The organism is Bacillus sp. 103mf (genome assembly GCF_900116295.1).
GTDB lineage: Bacteria > Bacillota > Bacilli > Bacillales > Bacillaceae_G > Bacillus_A > Bacillus_A bruguierae.
In genome coordinates this window covers 432,565-450,566 of the sequence record NZ_FPAF01000002.1, presented here as the reverse complement: position 1 = coordinate 450,566, position 18,002 = coordinate 432,565, and the positions used below count along the sequence as shown (strand labels likewise).

Sequence of the window (18,002 nt, the reverse complement as noted above, 5' to 3'; positions counted from 1 at the left end):
GCATGTTAAATAACATGATAGAGTCATAGAAAGAAATGTACTAGATAAATCCATTTTGATTTTTCAATATATTAGTTGTTGGTATGCAAAACAAAACATGACATGCTCTCGTCCACCTAAAAAGAGGGAGATATCGACTTTTTAATTTGGGTTTATATAGATTATGAAGTAGAGGTGAAAGAATGCAACCATTACAGAATGAAATTAATCCAAAGATGGTAAGAGTATGGCAAATTAGCTCGCTCATTACATCTGGAATCGGTCTTATTATTACAATAGCTTATTTTATATTTATGATGAAATTCGATTGGACAGGCTGGATATTTGGTGCACTTGTGATAGGGCTTCTTGCGTATGCACCGCTCGGTTATCTTGTATTTCCAAGTTTACGTCAGCGCTATTATAGTTACGAATTAAACGAAGAGGAAATGGAAATTCAAAAAGGAATGTTTACTGTAGAGCGAGTACTTGTCCCGATGATTCGTATTCAGCATATTACAATTGAACAAGGGCCTATTATGCGTAAGTTTGATTTAGCTGAATTGAAAATTTCCACAGCCGCAACAGCACATAGTCTTCCTGGATTGACGATGCGCGAAGCTGAGAGGCTAAAGCGCCAAATTGCAGAACTGGCAAAGGTGAGTGATGAGGATGTATAAGCGGCAGCATCCGATTACGATCTTGTTTGAAATTAAATTGAGAGACCTTGCACCGATTGCAATATTTTTGATTAGTGCTAAGGGCAAGTTCCCGTTTTGGTATTTAGTTCCGATTGGATTTTTTGCTTTAGCAGTTATTTCTACCTTTATTTCTTGGTATTACAAAACATATTGGGTTGAAAATAATATATTACATATTAAACAAGGGATGTTTACAAAGAAAGAAAGCTACTTAAATAAAGATCGCGTGCAAACCATTAATACGAGCTCAAATATTTTATATCAAATATTAGGTCTCACAAAGCTAAAAATTGAAACAGCTGGCGGAGCTGACGAAGCAGAAGTACAGTTAGTAGGGATTACTCAAGAAGAAGCAGCAAGCTTAATTGCCATGTTAAATACAAATAGCGATGTGAAGGATGCGCCTGAATTAGAGGTTACTACGATTGAAAAGAAAGAACATAACACAGTCGCATATACATTAACGTGGAAAGAAATTTTGCTAGCAAGTATTACGTCCGGGAAATTTGGCCTTTTATTTTCAATTCTTTTCATTTTAGCAGATAAAATTCGGGAAATTATGCCGAATGATATTGTGAAGAAAATTGAGCATTATGTCGAAACATATGTATCAGAAAGTGACATAGCTGGCTGGGTATATATGCTCGTCGCTTTATTTCTATTATCGTGGATTGTTTCAACGATTCAATATGCGTTGCAACATGCGAATTTTACCATTTCACGTAAAGGAAATGAAATTCGCATTTCGCAAGGTTTGCTAGAAAGAAAAGAGCTTGTCTTGAAAACGCATCGTATTCACGGTATTAAAATAAAAGAAGGTATTCTTCGCAAGCCTTTTGGATATTGCTCTGTTCATGTAGAAGCCATTCAAAAATTTGAAGAAGGACAAACAGACGTAACGATACATCCGCTTATGAAAAAGAAAAAAGTGCTAGAGATGCTGCAATATTTACAATTGCCATATGATATAAAAAGTGAGATGACAAGGTTGCCGAAAACGGCAATGAGACGTCACATGTTAGATAATTTTGTGTTCGCTTGTATTGTAGCAGTACCAATTATCGGTGCAAGTATTTACTTTCACAAACACTTTCTATTCGCATTGCTATTACCACTTTTCTTAGTGTCTATATGGCTTGGCTATGCGCAGTACAAAGCAGGCGGATATCGTATTGATGACGACCAGTTAACAATATCATATCGCAGAATTGCTAAATATACTGTTTTTGCTAAAAGAAGACATATTCAATCTTTAAAGAAAAGTCAATCATACTTCCAGAAAAAAGATGCACTTTGCACATATCATTTCCATAATGCCTCGGCTGGTCATACGTTAGAACATGTACGGATGGAAGATGCGGAGAAGATGCAGGATTGGTATAAGAAGAGTAATGAAAAAATCACCCTCATGTAAGGGTGGTTTTTTTATGTGTAAATTCGGTAAAAATGTGGTATAAAATTCCAAATAAAAGGAGTATGCCTGTGGAATATGTATTAGAAACATCCCATCTTACAAAAATGTATGATTCAAGAACAGTAGTTGATCATATATCCTTGGATTGTACCACTTATATTTAGTCCTCACCAAGGCATGGGAAAAACATTTATTAGCTATCCGCTCGGAACATTTAGTCTATGTTTTATCTTTATAGTAGGATTATTTTTATCAATCTATGAATATAGAAAAGTTAGATAATAGAATGGAATGAAGGCAATGGCAGAGGGGATAGAATTTGTTGCAATTTTGATTTTAAATATGTTACTAACGTTTATTGTCATCTCGCAAGATTATTATTTAGTTGCCATAAAATCAGCTTATGAGAAGACAATCATTGCAGTTACCTCTATTCTTATACGTTTATTGTTGAGTACATGGATAGTCTATTCTACGACGGCTACACTACTGGGTACATTACAAGCCGTAGTGATTCAATCAATCATATTACTTTTTCTTTGGGTACTTTCAAAGTATGTCCAAAAGTATAAGGAAAGTTGGTTCATTACAATAGTTGCTTTTATCGCCTATGGTATTGGCTCTTACTTTTATATTATGTTTGCTTTTATAGCTTAATGGTTTGTCTATTTAAGCTACAATAGTACAACTATATGAAAGTGAAAAAATCTTGTGTAGACATTATAAAAGGATCTGAATCTGTTAGTATCAAAGTATTGTTTAAAAATATCAATAATTGTATTGTTTCGCAAAAGTTAGACACAACATCTAACTTTGAAGGTGGAACTTATTTATGGCAGAACAGGAAAAAGGATAGTATTAGAAAGGGTGGAATTCTTATAGGAAAAGGTGATGAAATGATAGATAGCGATGAAACAATAATTTGGATATATGGGATTATAATAGGAGTTATTTGTAGTGGAGGTTTCATACTAACAATAGTTAAACATAAAACATATATATTATTTTTATTTTTTATTCCTTTTATAATTCTATATTTACTATACTTCACATCATTATCTTTTATCCCCATATTATTTCGTTTGTTGATATTTGGAGGATCATTTATCTTAGTTTACATTGTAGTATACTGGTTTGCAACACGTTAAGTATATAGAAAAATTACTAAAATAAAGAAATTTAAAACGATAATAAAGTGAAACTTCCGTCAGTGGGGGTTTTCTTCATCCCCCACCTATCTTCTTTGTTTCTCTCTGAATCTTGAGGTGGCCCGTTAATGCGGGATAAATCAAAGTGGTAGCGAGAACACATAGGACAATTTCTTAAAGTGTGCTACGGAAAGGTATTGCAGCAGAGAACCATAATAGTCAAATAGCAAAGGCATTTATAGAAAGGAATCGATACCCATAAATCCAGCTGCTACATTTTCTTTTTTTCAACAAAATGATTGAGGTTTTTCTTTCAGTATATGATTCCTATACATTGTCAATGATGTTATAATTTGTATAAAGACACATCATACACATATATTTGTAATATTCTGTAATATTTTTATCAATCTACATAACAATAAATCTGGAAACTTACACCATAAATTGTGTTAATATTTAGATAATATTTCTTGGAAAAGGGTGATTTAATTGAACACAGGTGTTGTTGCAAAGAGTCATATTACAAATTTACTTAATGATTGGTATCGAGAAATGCTTGTGCAGCATGTGCTGGAAGCAGGCCAGTTAAAGAAAGAAATTGATAGTAAAATTGATAGGGTTGAGGAAGAGCAAGAAATCCTCATGTATTATTCATTATTAGATTTTAGATATAAAATGTTGATCGGCAACTTTGATAAAGATTTAGATGAATATGACTCTATCTCTGAGCAAACAAACGACTTTTTGAAATATTATTATCATTTTTTTAAATTCATTTACGCTATGGAAGTTGGAAACTACAGCGACGCTAAAAAACATTATGAACTAGCGGAGAAATTGCTCGCTGCAGTCCCTGATGAAGCGGAAAAAGCTGAGTTTAATTACCGAGTGGCTTTATTTCACTATTACCTTTCTCAGCCGCTCCGGGCTATTCATTACGCTACAAAGGCTCAGGAGTTTTTCTCTAAAAATAAAGGTTATGAAGTTAAAACTGGAGCTTGTAAAAATACTTTAGGGATGTCTTGTATTTCATTAGGGCAATTTGAACTGGCAGAAGAATACTTAATCTCAGCACTCAATACTTTTACAAAAACCGATGAGCGTGCATCGATTTTAAAAGTACGTCATAACTTAGGTCTACTATATGCCGATCAAGATCTTTCAGAGTCAGCAATTCGACACCTTACAGAAGTTTTCAAAGAAGACCAGCATATAAAAACTAATTATTTATTAGCAAGAGAGCATTTCCGCCTGGGCCATCATGAAGAAGCAAGCCAATATATATCCAAAGGGCTTACATCTTGCGATAAAGAATATCATTACCACTTTTCGATATTAAATGGCTTAAACGAAAATGAACCTGTTGAAAAACTAGATCACCTAGTAGCCGAAGCGATTTCATATTTCAAACATCAAGAATTATGGAAAGATGTACAATTTTATGCCGAAGAATTAGCAGTAAAATGGTATAATGTGGGTAATGAAGGTGAAGTGAGCAAGTATTTTTATATTGGTTATGAAGCGAAAAAAATATTGAAAAAGAGGGGATCGTTAAAATGAAAAAAATTAAATTGTGCATACTTAGTTTGATGACTGTAACTGTCTTATCTTTTGGCTTAAATGGATTGAATTTAAAAGAGAACGCGTCATCGGATACACAACGTGCTATTGATGTTCAGTATGAACATGGCAGAGGTATTTAATAAAAAGAGAGTCTGCTTCAAAACGGGCTCTCTTTTTATTTCTTGGCGTATAGGATAACTGTCGTTAAATACAATTTCTTTCTGTGTTAGCCATATTAAATTAAGTATGCTTGCAAGCCCATTCAACCCATCAGGGTTTATTTGGCATGCGCACTTTTAAAACATCTGCAAAATGTAAGCAAACAATAAAAATTGTTGAATTTATAAAAAGTCGTTTAAAGTATGAGTGCGTTGTATAAAAATGGAATTAGATACTGTGAAAATAGTGTTATTTTTCCAATTAAGATACAATAATAACAATAATTTTTATCAGTCAAGGGTGGGAGAGAAAAATGCATCAACTAATCTTTAAGAAATTTGAAGCAACAGACTTTAACGATTATTTCCAACTAGTGTCGAATGAACAAGTTATGGCACAAATTACGGAACGAGCGATTCCATTAGAAGAGGCTCAAGTAAACTATCAAAAGTTATTAGAGCGTAATGAAAAATATGAGCTATATGGCTCATATAAAGTTTATAATCGTGTGACGGATGAATTTATTGGACTTGGACATGTAACATTAGATGAACATAAAATCCAAGAAGCTGAAATTGGCTATATGATATTACCTAAATATTGGGGCAAAGGATATGGTGGTACAATTGCAAAACAATTAATTGAATTAGCTAAGCAAACAAATTTGAACATATTGAAAGCAATTATTGATCCGGAAAATATTCCTTCTAGAAAAATTCTAATAAAGCAAGGATTTACATCAGAGAAAATTTGTGAAATCGAAGGATTACCTGGAGAAATTTTAAGTAGATTTATATAGAGGGAAAAGTAGAATATATACCGCCATATTAAACAGCTTTAAAGGGTAAATATATATTCGGAAAGATAAAAACTAAAGATTAATTGAATATTGAATTGTGTACACAATTAATGTGCATAATTATAGTTAGAAAACGTTGATATCATTGAATTTTTATAATTTGTTCACAAATATAAAGAAATGATATGCAATATTGCATATTACATTGTTTTATTCGAATGACGTGGTATCCTGTTGGATGGATTATAGAAACGGAGGAAATGGTATGAACAAGAAAGCAAAATTTACCCAAATGATGCTCGGTATTAGTACAGTGGCTTTATCATTTGGAAGTATTCAAACACAAGTATCAGCAGAAGAAAACACACCTTATAATGTGTTACAAAAGAAACCAGTTGGGATCGAAACTTCAACAGATGAAATTGCCCATTCTACAAAAGCAGACGAAACATTGTCTTATGAAGAACGTTTAAAAGTGAACGATTTTTCACAACGTCCAGCTCCGATCGTAAAACGAGCAGCGGCAAAACAATTTCAGCAAAAGTATTCTGTGGCAGAGTTCAATAGAATGAGTGATGACGAATTAATTGATACATTGGCAAATGTTAGTTGGGATCAAATCACAGATTTATCTCAATTTAATGAAGAAACAAAAGTATTTTATCAAAATAAAGAGCGGATGCAGATTATTATTGATGAATTAGGTCGCCGCGGAAGCACATTTACAAAAGATGATACAAAAGGGATTGAGACGTTTGCTGAAGTATTACGTTGCGGTTTTTATTTAGGCTTTAATAATAAAGAGTTAAACTATTTAAATGAGCGAAGCTTCCATGATAAATGCTTACCTGCATTAAAAGAAATTGGAAGAAATCCGAATTTTAAACTTGGTACAGATAAACAGGATAAAGTGGTATCCGCATATGGTAAATTAATTCATAACGCTTCTTGTGATGCTGAAACAGTTCAATATGCAGGGAATATATTAAAACAATATAATGATAATATTTCTACATATGTAAGTGACAAGAATAAAGGGGACGCCGTGTATGAGCTCATGCAAGGGATTGATGATGATATACAGTCTTACTTGTCTGATACACGTAAAAAAGCGGATGAGACAATATGGTATGGGAAAATTGATGGTTTCATAAATGAATTTAGTCGAATGGCTCTTCTGAATGATGGAAAAAAAGAAAATAGCTGGTTAATTAATAATGGCATTTATTATACTGGTCGTTTAGGGAATTTCCACAGTAATCCAAATAACCCTTTAGAAGTGCTTACACAAGCAATGCATATGTACCCTCGGTTAAGTGAGGCTTATTTTACTGCGGCAGAGCAAATTTCAACAAACTATGGTGGAAAAGATTATTACGGAAATACAGTAGATTTAAAGAAAATACGTGAAGAAGGCCAGAAGCAATACTTACCAAAAACGTATACATTCGATGACGGTGCTATTGTATTTAAAACAGGAGATAAAGTAACAGAAGAAAAGGTTAAGAGACTATATTGGGCTGCTAAAGAAGTGAAAGCGCAGTATCATCGTGTAATTGGAAAAGATGGAGCGTTAGAAGCAGGAAAAGCTGATGATGTACTGACAATGGTAATTTATAATAATCCAGATGAATATAAAAAAAATAGCCAACTATATGGATATGATACGAATAATGGCGGACTTTATATTGAAGGAATCGGAACGTTCTTTACATTTGAGCGTACACCAGAGCAAAGTCGTTATAGTTTGGAAGAATTGTTCCGTCATGAATTTACACACTATTTACAGGGAAGATACGAAGTTCCAGGATCATGGGGACAAGGAGAAATGTATCGAAATGAACGTTTAACTTGGTTTGAAGAAGGAAATGCAGAATTTTTTGCGGGATCTACTCGTACGAATAATGTTGTTCCGCGCCAAAGTGTAATTAGCGGATTATCATCTGATCCTGCACAGCGTTATACAGCAGAACGAACATTATTTTCGAAATATGGAGAAGGACCAGATAAATGGGACTTTTATAATTATTCTTTTGCACTACAGTCTTATTTATATACTCATCAATTTGAAACTTTCGATAAGATTCAAGATTTCATTCGTGCAAATGATGTGAATGGTTATGATGCATATCGTGAAGCTTTAAGTAAGGATCCAAATTTAAATAAAGGATACCAAGACTATATGAAGCAGTTAGTTGATAATCAGGGTACATATAATACCCCGCAAGTATCAGATGATTATTTAGCTGACCATGCACCAAAGCCACTAGCGGATGTAAAGAAAGACATTACAGATGTAGCGAAGATAAAAGATGCAACAATTACAAAGCATAAGTCTCAATTTTTTGATACGTTTACATTAGAAGGAACATATACAGGCGGCGTAACAAAAGGAGAATCTGAGGATTGGAAAACGATGAGCAAGAAAATCAATCAATCTTTAGAACAGTTAGCGCAAAAAGAATGGAGCGGCTACAAAACAGTTACAGCGTATTTTGTCAATTATCGTGTGAATGCGAAAAATCAATTTGAATACGATGTTGTATTCCATGGTGTTGCAACGGGAGAAGAAGAAAAACAGACTGTTAAAGTAAATATGAATGGACCGTACAATGAGATAGTAAATGAAAAAGTTGAGTTTCATAGCGATGGTACAGAAAGCACAGGTGGAAAAATTGTTTCTTATCTCTGGGATTTTGGCGATGGTACAACAAGTACAGAAGCAAATCCTACTCATGTATATGGAAAAGAGGGAACATATACTGCAAAGCTAACAGTGAAAGATAATAAAGGAAAAGTGAGCCGAGGACAAACAACGGTTACCGTAAAAAAGGATGAGCCAGTAGGTCATGGATTTGACAGTGCAAAGGCAATTCGTTTTAATAAACTTTTTAAAGGAAATATGGATATGCCTAATATGGCGTATATTTACACGTTCGATGTCACATCTCCAAAAGAAGTAGATATTTCTGTTATAGATGAACAAGGTATTGGAATAAACTGGAGTCTGCTTAACGGATCAGATCTAGCAAATCCTGTCGCTGATGGTCAAGCGGATGGAAATAATATAAAAGGGAAGCTTGAATTGCAACCAGGGAAGTATTACTTGATTCTATCTTATGGAGAAGAAAACAGAACTGGAACATATTCATTATTAGTGAAATAAATCTATTCTAATGTATATGTAAATTTAATTTTTTAGAAGGAGCCTGTCATGATAGGCTCCTTCTGTTCTTTTTAGAGAGTCTGTTTGGAATTTTTCTCTCCCTTGAAATATGGATTCAGCCGCATGCCCACCAACTTAAAATATTTTAACAGCCCCAAATACCAAAAATGTTATTTTTTTTAAATAAACCGCACTTACAGTAACCTAAAAAATTTTCTCAACATGATTCGATATTTTCTCCTAACCTATCTAAAGGATTTTATAAAAAAATGGTCGAAATTTACGTAATTGTAAAATATTTAATAAAAATAGGGGGAAATATTATGAAAAAATTGATAGCCGGAACTTTAGCATTTGGGATGGTTATTGGAGCTGGTAGTAGTTTTGCTTCTGCAGAAGAAACGGATAACATGCCTGTAAATGAAGATGTAACGGTGCAAACTAATTTTGAAGCTATGAATATTGAATCTTTTGAAGTTCAGTCAATAACTGCTTCTCAATTTCAAAAAGTTTATGTGGCAATGAAGAAATATGAAGGAACGCCATATCGATATGGTGGAAATAGCCCAAAAACTGGATTTGATTGTTCAGGATTAATGCAATGGGGTTATGGTACACAAGGAATTAAATTACCGCGTACTGCCCAGCAGCAATATGATGCTACTAAACGTATAAGTAAAAGCAATCTTCAACCGGGTGATTTAGTGTTTTTCAAAGGCACTTACAATTCAGGTACTTATATCACACATGTAGGTATGTACATTGGAAACAATACATTCTATAACGCTAGCAGTTCAAAAGGAGTAAGTGCAGCTAAACTAGATAATTCTTATTGGAGTAAACATATTGCCGGTTATGGAAGAATATAATAATAGGTTTTTAGAGGGTTGTTGAAAAAAAGAAGCTGACTTTAAAAGGTTACCTTTTAAAGTCAGCTATATAATCAGATATGATTGTTTCGATATCGAAAGGAGTAATACCTTTATCCAGAGAGAAAATACTTTCTGCTTCCTCGATGTCTTGGACGAGTTCACCTCTAGCTTCAAGATGTAATCGGAACAAGTCATATAAATTCGGTTTAACCAAGCTAGTTAGAGACTTCCCAACTAGTACCATACCTTTTTGATTAGCCTCGATGGTATTACAATAGGTAAGATCTCTTGTAAGAGATAAATCAGTCCAAATCAGTTTTCGCTCTTTTAAATCTAAGATGACTGGGATAGAGATTTGTGTGTCAGCAGTAATATCCACTTTATCTTGAACAGTAGAAGGTTCAAATATTTCACCTGAACCAGGATATTGACGAACCATCCAACCAGAAAAGCATTCTGGTAAATCCTTATATGGTTGGTTTGTGTAAGAATTTAAAGACATGACTACGTAGCGCCCATCATATTTCAATACGGACGGGATATCAAAATCAATGAATTCGGATGCCCCGTTTGGTGCAGAAGTAATATCTCCGCTATGATACGCCTTAAATTCTTTTGAACGTAAGTTTGTGAAGGAAACATGTTCTTTGTATTGCCAATCTTCGTCATATATCACAGCAGATAAATCAATGTCCACACATCCCGTATGCTGTCCATTGACATAGCCTTCTTTCCACCATAGGAAGAAACGAATCGTATCTCCTTCTGGCAAATCTATTTTGCTTCCTCGAACTAACGTGCGAAGCGATTTGCTGGCTGAACGTTGAGAGAAGGGAACTAAGTAATTTTTTAACTGTTCATCCAAAAACACTTTTCCGAGACTTGGAAGTTCTGCGAAGCGATTTTTTAAAGCATCTTCACATATTTTTACAATCATTAAACAAATATTCTCTGGGATAGGCGGAAGTGTATTTTCAATACCTATAGCTTTTGCTACGTTTCCTTTTGGAAAAAAGGTACGAAGTTCGTTGTTATCATTTCGGTGCTTAAAATGAGCCATGACTTGAAGCAATACAGGAGTAGAAACATCCCCTATTACACTTACAAACCCCTCGAGAATATTGAACACATCTGTTGATTCATCGCTACATAAACGAACTAAATGATCCAAACGTCGGGCAAATTCTCCTGGGCGAGTTGTTAGAAGATTTTTCGCCGCTATTATATCACGATTCAACAGAGCTGCCTCCACTTTTCCATTAAATGTTTCAAACTTAATGTTATTACGAAGAATCTCAAACGCACGGTTAGCTTTTGGAAAACGAGTGCGATATTCTGCTGGGTGAAGAATTTCACCTAAACGAATCCAACGTTTTTTGTATCGAAGCATATCTTCGGCAATGTTTCCACATTGCTCTAACAAGTCTAAAAGGAAACGTCTTTCCGCCCGTTTAAACTTCTTGAAGCGAGAGGAGGATGCTAAACTCACATCTCCTTCAGATAAAGCCACTGCAAGGCGAAGAACATCTGTTGCCGTTTTAAAATATTTTGCAGCATCATCGGCTGATATTTTTTCATTTTTTAATAAGGCCCCAATTATAAAAGACATATTTTCCTTATGAGGAATCACATCAGGTAGAAAAAGAGAAACATCTTCAGCGTGTGTAAGAGCCCATTCTACATCTTTCTTATCAGTTGAGGAAATAGAGCTGTTAGCACCAATCAATTGAGAAATCATTTGATTGAAATCTTCTTCGCTTCCTAAGTCAATAACCTTCAAATCGACTCTATCCAAAAGAGGGAATCGTTCGTTTACTTTTGATACAGGTAGGAGTAACGTCACATAATGAATAATGGCGTTGATGTATAACTCAGCGCAACTCATATCCATCACTTGTTGCGGAAAGTTTGGATACATAGGAGAAAACTGAACATGTGCACCAACCATTTCTTTTAAACTCTTTACTAACTCCTTGTAAAACGATGTGAATGCATCAACCGAAAGTGTTTGCACCGCTTCTATTAACGGTTGGGAAAAAGTAAATCCTAAGCTTTCCATGTTTTTTAAAACAGTGGCTAAATAAACGTCCGGCAGTTTATTTTCTTCACTTTTTACAATAACTTTCAAATTTCTTCGTATGTAAATAGAATTTTTCATGAGAACGCCAGGTAGCGAATCCCCTATAAAAAGGAGTTAATAGCCTGACTGTCCTCCTTTCAGTGGTAGATTTTATTTTTACACGAATAAACACACTAAATATAGAAAACTGCATAGAGGATACATATCTATTTTTTAGTGAAAAAATTAGGAACATAACATTTTTAAACTTTAATAATCTGTTATTTAGTTGTTTAGTGGTAAATTTGTTAATTAGAAAAAGAAAACCTCTACATCAATGATTGATAGACTGAAGTTTATTCAGTCTCAAAGAAGAAAGAGGTTTCATAGTCTAATTATTTTTCATAGGAAATTGACAACTCTAAAACGATTAAAATTCTCTAAGAAAGAAGGAAGAATTGTCATAGCCTATGTGTTTAGCAGGAAAGTAACATCCCTATTTTGCCAAAGAAGTTAGAAGGAAGGAATATCATAGCCTGCTTTGTTAGTATATTCTCTTGAGAAGAGCAATTCAAGTATACTTTCTGTGTTTTTATATTTTTCTTTAAAAGGAATCTCCCGTGCTTATGAATATAGTGTTTTGAAATAGTAGGAAAACTAAAATTGTATCCCTCCACAGTTGTTTATGAGAATTCAGCGCATCTTTTTCGTTCTGGAGGTATCTTTGCTTCTTAGTTTGAACGTAATATGTGGATGGAATATGATAAATAGATAGAGTTCCGGGATACAATTATTTCCACGAGAAGATGAGGAGAATGTATAAATCGTATACTGATTTTTTACTATAGTATCTTTACTTTAAAAGGATCGGCAAATGTTTCAAAGTTTGTTCATTCTCTAATAGACAGTTCTCGAGCTGAAAAGATGGTGACAGTGTTATTTCTTTATGTTGTTTAATAAAGGTTGTTAAAGCGATTGTAGCTTCTAATCGTGCGAGTGGGGCACCTAAGCAAAAGTGCGGGCCTTTTCCGAATGTCATATGTTTGTCATTACCTGGTCGATGTATGTCAAAACAGCTGGCGTTAGGGAACTGTTTCTCATCTAAGTTGGCGGCACTTACCCACGTAACAATCATTTGCCCCTTTTTCATTTGTGGGCCAAATATATTTGTATCCTCCGTTATTGTACGTGCCAGTGTGACTGGAAAACGATAACGTAAAACCTCTTCAACTGCTTGCGGAATATAATCTGGATTTTTACGTAACTCTGTATACGTTCCTGATTTATCGACTAAAAAACAATAAAAACTATTTATAATTAAATTGGTAGTTGTTTCATTGCCAGCTGCCAGTAAGCCGAGTGAAAAATCTACAATCTCTTCATCTGTCAATCTCTCACCTTCATATTCAGCTCTTATTAAATCTGAAATAATGTCGTTTGCTAAGTGGTATCGTTTTTCTTGGACAATGGGAAGAAGATACGTTTTAAATTCTTTCATAGCAATTGCTTTTTGTTTATCTAAATCAGCAAATTTCTCTCGGCTATAGGGCATGAATAAAATATCAGACCATCGTTTCACCTTTTTTAAATCTGTTGCCTCGACACCTAATAAATTAGAAATGACAGTTACAGGGAATGGGGCTGCTAAGTCTTCTACAATATCAATTTCATCACGATTTCTTAGCTTTTCTATCATTTCATTTGCGAGTGCTTGTATATGTGGTTTCCACTCAGTTAAACTGCGCGGTGTAAATGCTTTTGAAACGATAGAGCGAACATTGCGGTGTTCAGGAGGATCAGAAGAATTTAAATTCATTCTTGTTTCTCGCTTCGGAAATGAAAATTGCTGACGATCTCTTCTACTTGAAAACAAACGATAGTCAGATAAAACCCGGTTCACATCATCATACGAAAACACATTCCATACATCTTGCTCTGCATCATAATAGACAGGATGATTCTCTCTCATATACTGATACCAAGAATATGGATTCCAAAGCTCATCTTTTGTTTTTAGTTTGGAAATTTCATGAACTAAAATTACACTTTCAGGTGACTTCATAGATATCTCCTCCTTTTTGCAAAATAAAAGTAGCAATTAGGTTTTTCTAAGTTGTATAGGCTAACATGTTTTATTCTAGCATAAGAGGAATAAATGTTTATTTTTGGGAGGTTGAGAAAAAACTTTGGTGCAATGGGGTGCCTTAAAATATTTGCTTGATTTTGAAGGGGTATTATGTCAAAAAAGATATTTTATATCTATATAAATCCATTTTAATTTTTCGACATATAAGTTGCTGCTATGCAGAACACAACATGACCGTTACTTGCTTTCTCCCTTTGTTTTAAACTTCGCATGTGGCAGAAGAAAGGCTCTGACCGTTTCTATGTATGGTTAGAAGCTCTTGTCTCCCTCGTAAACGAAAGAGGTTTTTATGTCGTTTTTTTAACTTATATATAAGTTAAAAAAGCTAGCAAAATGCTAGCTTTTTCATTATTTTGAAGTAAGTGCAACTAAAACATCTACTGGATAATCAACTGAATTTTTTACTTTATACTCTATTGCATTTCCCTTTCCGAGCATGTTAAATAGCTGATTCCAAGGATCTTGTGCAGTTCGATCAGACATCCATTTTTGTAATCCTGCTCCTGGGATAACTGAATAGTTAGCTACTTGTTGATATAATGCCGTTCTATATTGATCATATGCGTAATCAGGTTTTGGATTAAAATCAAATGTCTTTGTAACTGTACTTTCTTCTGAAATTGTATGCTGATAACCGAAACTCCAAGTTAATGAAGCCGATACTTTAAAAACATCTCCAATGCCTGCTTCCATTCCAATTGTTTGAGATAATCCTACTGAGATATTATGAGAAACGCCACTTGTAACAGATTTACTCCAGTGATAACCTGAATTTTTATCTACTATATTTGAATCAATTAATTTCCAATCTAGCTTTTTTTGTAATTTCGTATCTGCTGCTATTGGATCCGTTTTAGGAATTGCTATTGAATATAGCACATCTCCTTTATTCCCTTTAGGTGCATAATTTTCGTCATCTTTAATCCAAGTGCCATCAGGTTTTACATACTTATAACCTGAAAACTTAAATATACCACTCATTGATGTATTATCTCCTTGAGCAATAACATCTACATATACATAATCAATTAACTTTCCATCTTCTGTAGAAACATGCCATTGACCAGGGAATTCTTCATAAGGACCCGTAGGGATGTAAGGAAGCTGCGTACCATTTTGAGCAACTTGCTCTGCTGACATAGGTGCTTGTCCTTCTTGAGAACTGATTACGACTGGAAGATTTCCTACATTCGTAGTCGTATCTGCTGAAGAAAACCCTGGTGCTACAAATAAAGCCGTACTTAATACAAATGCTGCCGGAATAATTTTTGTAATTTTCTGTCTTTTCATCCTACACACCTCTTCTGTTTTGATTTTAAATGATAAAATGTACATATTGCTGTAAGATCTATTTACCAAACTATAAGTGTAAAAGGAGTGAAACTATGTTTCTATTTGGTTTATCGAGAATAAATGTAGTTGATAAATTGATAAGAATGTAATTTTGGAAATAAAGCCTTTTGAACTTAAAGTTTTAAGTTACGTATAAATGATAGGGTCATCATCCTATCTATACATTATAATCGACTACATATAATGAAGAACCTTTTACTTTTTCTTTTGTTTCTCATAGAAGGTAAAGATCTTATACACTCATTAAAACACTATGTTTTTGCTTAGTAAATCATAAAATTTTGCTCAGTAAAATATATTATTTATATATTAATATTAATTGTTTTAAAAATAACTATCTTACTAAAATCCTTTTTATATAAAATATACTAACTTTCATTTTATATTTCTCTGAAAAATAGAATTATTATAACAGATTGTGGAAAATTAGTGACATAAAAATAATTTTAATATAATAAAATAATATTTCATATACCGTTTTCCTATATCTGACTATGCAAAATTGCATAAAATATAAGCGAGAAATACTTAAAATAAAGGTTTTTTAAACAGGTTAATATGAATGATAGCTCGTAAAATTATTATTCATTGAATAATAAATACATATTCTGTAAAAAATATTATTTAGATGAATATAAGGGCTGAAAGAAGATAAATATGTCGTAACAAGGGAAAGTGCTTTTTGTTAACATAAAACTAACGTGTTGAAAAAATGAAAGTCCCTTCAAAAATTTGAAGGGACTTTCATTTATGTAATCCTTGTTATTATAGGTTATAATTCACCCCGATACTGTAATACATCTCATCACTGAGTGTTACTCAGGATTCGCTTCTTGATTATGTAGAGTAACAATTTCTTTTATTTCTGCAACTCGTTCTAAATTAATTCCTTCTCTCTGTTCAACTGCTAAAGGATGATCAGTTGGTTCTAATTCGATAAATGGCCTGATTCCGATGTCTCTTGTATAAACATGTGTTTTCAAGTTTACTGTATCAGGATAACCTGGGATTGATGTAGAAAGCCATCCGAAGTATGGTTCTTCTGTTTTTCTTCCTTCCGTTTCCCATAATTCCATTGTTTTGCTGAAGCTTTCTTCGCTTAAAGACACCCACACATTCCAAATAAATACTTCGTTGTTATTTATAATGGGAATTTCTATACAGCCTCGAATGAAGTAATATTCTTTATCCATGATACAAATATCAGAGTTTATTTCAAAACGTTGATGTCTTTCATTTTCAGGAATATTGTAATAGTAAATAGGTGCATCACTTCCATAGCCTATTGGTAATTCATGTTCGGAATGAGTGCAACGAAATTTTTCGTAACTAATTTCTTTCTTATTTGTTCTTCCATACGATCTTCTTCTCCGCATTTGAATATATACTCCTTATTTCATTGTTTGTCTTACGTTACATACGAGAATTGATATGTCTATCATACTCTGTTTCATGAATATAGCATGTTGTTATATTTTATATGATATACAGGTTCATCGAATACAACTGCTCTTCATTCTTTTAAGCAGCCACTTTGGGGAACAATTTGATTGTCACAGGCCATTACCCGCAAAAAAATCCGAACTATGTGTGATAAGCGCTAGAGACCCTGAATACCCCAATTGATAAAATATTTTTATTTCTTAACTTTAACACTTGAATAGGAGGTAGATTTTTTAAAATTAACTCTAAAACCTAGGGCTATTAAAGCTCCAATACAAGAAGATAAACATCCGAAAACCAAATACATTGACAAATCTGTTTCTCCAATTATCACAGATGCTATCCCACCAATTGCGGGGAATAAAGCGACCATGTAACCACTCTTTGTTCCTCCTATTTTTTCTACAAGTTTTAAATAAAATAACCAAGCCAAAAAAGACGCAATAAAAGTTAAATACATTAGGGCTGATAAGTATGTAACGGTTGTAGGACAAACAATTGTTTGTCCTTGCGCATATACAATTGAACCAATTAACAAACTGCCTATAGTAAAACCAATAGCATTTGCATAAATTGGGTCTACCTTTTTGCTAGCATTTCTGGCAGAACAAGCATCTCCTACCGCGGTAAGAACTGTACCTAAGAGAGCTATCAAAATTCCTTTCATAGTAGATATTCCTTTGAAGTCACTTAATGTTGGATATATGAGAATACAAACACCTAAGATACCAAAAACTCCTCCAAGAAAAACTCTTGCATGTAGTTTTTCTTTAAGAAATATTCGTAGTGCTATTGGAGTTAAAATAACTTTTAAGGAAAAGATTAGAGTTACGATAGCAGCAGAAGACATGATAGTAGCATGATAGAGACATAGATAACTCAACGCAAAATTGCAAACGCCAAATAAAATGATGAATGGAATATCTTTTTTATTAGGTTTTCCATTAGGTTTCATAAACCATATGAGAACTAGAAATAAAATTGCGGTTAAAGCTAAGCGATATAATAATGATAGCTCTAAACTAACTGGTGTACCTTGAATTTTAACTGCAATAAAATTAAGTCCCCAAACAATTAAACAAAATAAGTACATAATTTTAATCAATGTAGAATCACTCCTGTTACATAAGTACTGTATGAATCCGTATACTTAATATTAATTTTCATTGTCATTTATAAAAGGTACAGTTTACAATA

General features: G+C 33.5%; 14 protein-coding genes. 9 read left to right on the top strand and 5 right to left on the bottom strand.

Going from position 1 to position 18,002, the window contains the following annotated elements:
- Positions 1-182 precede the first annotated feature (182 nt).
- From BM350_RS08795 to BM350_RS08755, 9 genes are all read left to right on the top strand, one after another.
- Positions 183-659 (top strand): PH domain-containing protein, encoded by a 477-nt coding sequence (locus BM350_RS08795; RefSeq protein ID WP_090915610.1) that lies wholly within the window; start codon positions 183-185, stop codon positions 657-659.
- Positions 652-2,094, top strand: coding sequence for a PH domain-containing protein (locus tag BM350_RS08790; RefSeq protein ID WP_090915611.1), 1,443 nt, complete (start codon positions 652-654; stop codon positions 2,092-2,094). Before BM350_RS08795 ends, BM350_RS08790 begins: the two co-directional genes overlap by 8 nt.
- 300 nt (positions 2,095-2,394) lie before the next feature.
- Positions 2,395-2,751: a hypothetical protein gene (locus tag BM350_RS08780; RefSeq protein ID WP_090915613.1), complete on the top strand. Its 357-nt coding sequence runs from the start codon at positions 2,395-2,397 to the stop codon at positions 2,749-2,751.
- Positions 2,752-2,786: 35 nt separating this feature from the next.
- The gene (locus tag BM350_RS27450; protein ID WP_244547958.1) at positions 2,787-3,242 is read left to right on the top strand and encodes a hypothetical protein; all 456 of its coding nucleotides are present in this window, start codon (positions 2,787-2,789) and stop codon (positions 3,240-3,242) included.
- A gap of 492 nt (positions 3,243-3,734) precedes the next feature.
- Positions 3,735-4,805, top strand: coding sequence for a Rap family tetratricopeptide repeat protein (locus BM350_RS08770; protein WP_090915615.1), 1,071 nt, complete (start codon positions 3,735-3,737; stop codon positions 4,803-4,805).
- Complete coding sequence (locus tag BM350_RS26115) at positions 4,802-4,948, top strand: Phr family secreted Rap phosphatase inhibitor (protein ID WP_139207661.1); 147 nt, start codon at positions 4,802-4,804, stop codon at positions 4,946-4,948. Before BM350_RS08770 ends, BM350_RS26115 begins: the two co-directional genes overlap by 4 nt.
- 332 nt (positions 4,949-5,280) lie before the next feature.
- Positions 5,281-5,766, top strand: coding sequence for a GNAT family N-acetyltransferase (locus BM350_RS08765; protein ID WP_090915617.1), 486 nt, complete (start codon positions 5,281-5,283; stop codon positions 5,764-5,766).
- Between the two features lie 265 nt (positions 5,767-6,031).
- Positions 6,032-8,932: a collagenase ColA gene (gene colA / locus BM350_RS08760; RefSeq protein WP_090915619.1), complete on the top strand. Its 2,901-nt coding sequence runs from the start codon at positions 6,032-6,034 to the stop codon at positions 8,930-8,932.
- Between the two features lie 323 nt (positions 8,933-9,255).
- Complete coding sequence (locus BM350_RS08755; protein ID WP_090915621.1) at positions 9,256-9,801, top strand: C40 family peptidase; 546 nt, start codon at positions 9,256-9,258, stop codon at positions 9,799-9,801.
- Between the two features lie 49 nt (positions 9,802-9,850).
- Here the strand turns inward: BM350_RS08755 and BM350_RS08750 are convergent, their stop codons facing one another.
- The 5 genes from BM350_RS08750 to BM350_RS08730 all read right to left on the bottom strand — a co-directional run bounded on the left by BM350_RS08750 (position 9,851) and on the right by BM350_RS08730 (position 17,910).
- Positions 9,851-11,962 (bottom strand): TerD family protein, encoded by a 2,112-nt coding sequence (locus BM350_RS08750; RefSeq protein ID WP_090915623.1) that lies wholly within the window; start codon positions 11,960-11,962, stop codon positions 9,851-9,853.
- 754 nt (positions 11,963-12,716) lie between these two features.
- Positions 12,717-13,925: a cytochrome P450 gene (locus BM350_RS08745; RefSeq protein WP_090915625.1), complete on the bottom strand. Its 1,209-nt coding sequence runs from the start codon at positions 13,923-13,925 to the stop codon at positions 12,717-12,719.
- A 432-nt stretch (positions 13,926-14,357) separates the two neighbouring features.
- Complete coding sequence (locus BM350_RS08740) at positions 14,358-15,299, bottom strand: hypothetical protein (protein ID WP_090915627.1); 942 nt, start codon at positions 15,297-15,299, stop codon at positions 14,358-14,360.
- An 878-nt stretch (positions 15,300-16,177) separates the two neighbouring features.
- A complete protein-coding gene (locus BM350_RS08735; RefSeq protein WP_090915629.1) occupies positions 16,178-16,738 on the bottom strand; it encodes a DUF2199 domain-containing protein in 561 nt (186 codons plus the stop codon).
- 260 nt (positions 16,739-16,998) lie between these two features.
- The gene (locus BM350_RS08730) at positions 16,999-17,910 is read right to left on the bottom strand and encodes a DMT family transporter (RefSeq protein ID WP_090915630.1); all 912 of its coding nucleotides are present in this window, start codon (positions 17,908-17,910) and stop codon (positions 16,999-17,001) included.
- Between the last annotated feature and the right edge of the window lie 92 nt (positions 17,911-18,002).

Excerpts from the sequence above, each read along its gene's own strand:
- BM350_RS08795 (WP_090915610.1), top strand. The coding sequence starts at position 183 with ATGCAACCATTACAGAATGAAATTAATCCAAAGATGGTAAGAGTATGG.
- BM350_RS08790 (WP_090915611.1), top strand. The coding sequence starts at position 652 with ATGTATAAGCGGCAGCATCCGATTACGATCTTGTTTGAAATTAAATTG.
- BM350_RS08780 (WP_090915613.1), top strand. The coding sequence starts at position 2,395 with ATGGCAGAGGGGATAGAATTTGTTGCAATTTTGATTTTAAATATGTTA.
- BM350_RS27450 (WP_244547958.1), top strand. The coding sequence starts at position 2,787 with ATGAAAGTGAAAAAATCTTGTGTAGACATTATAAAAGGATCTGAATCT.
- BM350_RS26115 (WP_139207661.1), top strand. The coding sequence starts at position 4,802 with ATGAAAAAAATTAAATTGTGCATACTTAGTTTGATGACTGTAACTGTC.
- BM350_RS08765 (WP_090915617.1), top strand. The coding sequence starts at position 5,281 with ATGCATCAACTAATCTTTAAGAAATTTGAAGCAACAGACTTTAACGAT.
- colA (WP_090915619.1), top strand. The coding sequence starts at position 6,032 with ATGAACAAGAAAGCAAAATTTACCCAAATGATGCTCGGTATTAGTACA.
- BM350_RS08755 (WP_090915621.1), top strand. The coding sequence starts at position 9,256 with ATGAAAAAATTGATAGCCGGAACTTTAGCATTTGGGATGGTTATTGGA.
- BM350_RS08750 (WP_090915623.1), bottom strand. The coding sequence starts at position 11,962 with ATGAAAAATTCTATTTACATACGAAGAAATTTGAAAGTTATTGTAAAA.
- BM350_RS08745 (WP_090915625.1), bottom strand. The coding sequence starts at position 13,925 with ATGAAGTCACCTGAAAGTGTAATTTTAGTTCATGAAATTTCCAAACTA.
- BM350_RS08740 (WP_090915627.1), bottom strand. The coding sequence starts at position 15,299 with ATGAAAAGACAGAAAATTACAAAAATTATTCCGGCAGCATTTGTATTA.
- BM350_RS08735 (WP_090915629.1), bottom strand. The coding sequence starts at position 16,738 with ATGCGGAGAAGAAGATCGTATGGAAGAACAAATAAGAAAGAAATTAGT.